Annotated in this window: 1 protein-coding gene and 1 pseudogene; one reads left to right on the top strand and one right to left on the bottom strand. The window is 74.5% G+C overall.

Features of this window, described 5'->3' with window-relative positions; all coding sequences use genetic code 11:
• Nucleotides 1–139 precede the first annotated feature (139 nt).
• Entirely contained in the window at nucleotides 140–607 is a 468-nt protein-coding gene (locus D7231_RS35930; RefSeq protein ID WP_120760583.1) for an Lrp/AsnC family transcriptional regulator, read from the bottom strand.
• A 156-nt stretch (nucleotides 608–763) separates the two neighbouring features.
• Between D7231_RS35930 and D7231_RS35935 the strand changes: the two are divergent.
• A pseudogene (locus D7231_RS35935) lies at nucleotides 764–1,020 on the top strand (hypothetical protein); the annotation flags it as partial.

Consider the following 1,020-nt stretch of genomic DNA (forward strand, 5'->3'; position numbering starts at 1 on the left):
GCTCGTCCCGCCGGGGACCGAGGGCGAACGGCTGGACCTGGCCGACGGCCTGGGCGGGCTGCTGGCCCCGCCGGGCGGGCCGCCGGCCGCGGAGTGAGCCCCCGCCCGGGCGCGGCGGCCGGCGGCTCGGCCCGCCGGGTCAGTCCCGGGCGGCGGCGCGCACCAGCGGGATGATCCGGGCGGGCACGGGGTTCTCCATCACGATGGCCGTGGCGGAGCGCAGGATGCCCTCGAAGCCCACCACCCGGTCGATCACGCGCTGGAGGTCGGCGGTGGAGCGGGCCACCAGGCGGCAGAGCATGTCGCCCTCGCCGGTGATCGTGTGCAGTTCGAGCACCTCGGGCACGCCCGCGAGGTGGCGGCGCACCTGCTCGCCCTGGCCCTGGCGGATCTCCAGGGTGGCGAAGGCGGTGACGGGGTAGCCGAGCGCGGCCGGGTCCACGTCCGGCCCGAACCCGCGGATGACCCCGCGCGCCAGCAGCTTCTCCAGGCGCGCCTGCGCCGTGCCGCGGGCGACGCCCAGCCGCCGGGACGCCTCCAGCACCGTGATTCTCGGGTGCCGGGCCAGGAGTTCGAGCAGCCGCGCGTCCAGCTCGTCGATGGTCATGGCCGACGCCTCCTCGTGCGCGATGCCCTCGCGCTGTCCCGCGCGATGAACAGTCTGTACAGATCGAACGCCGCCCCGCCCTCTCGGCTGAGCAGGTTGTCCAGCGCTGATGCACACTATTGCGCAGTTTGCGGCCGTACGCGCAGGCTGGCCGGTATGGATGTCGTCAGGAAGCCGGGCAGGGGCGGGCTCAGGAGCGCGGGCGCGCCGGACGACGACCCGTTCCCCGTGCGCGGGATGGACGCGATCGTCTTCGCCGTCGGCAACGCCAAGCAGGCCGCGCACTACTACTCGACCGCCTTCGGGATGACCCTGGTCGCCTACCGGGGTCCGGAGAACGGCCATCGCGAGAGCGCCAGTTACGTGCTGGAGTCGGGGGGCGCGCGGTTCCGATCGGACGACCGGCGTGTAGG

This window comes from Streptomyces klenkii (assembly GCF_003626645.1).
Lineage (GTDB): Bacteria > Actinomycetota > Actinomycetes > Streptomycetales > Streptomycetaceae > Streptomyces > Streptomyces klenkii.

Coding starts and splice junctions, on each gene's coding strand:
- D7231_RS35930 (WP_120760583.1), bottom strand. CDS start 607: ATGACCATCGACGAGCTGGACGCGCGGCTGCTCGAACTCCTGGCCCGG.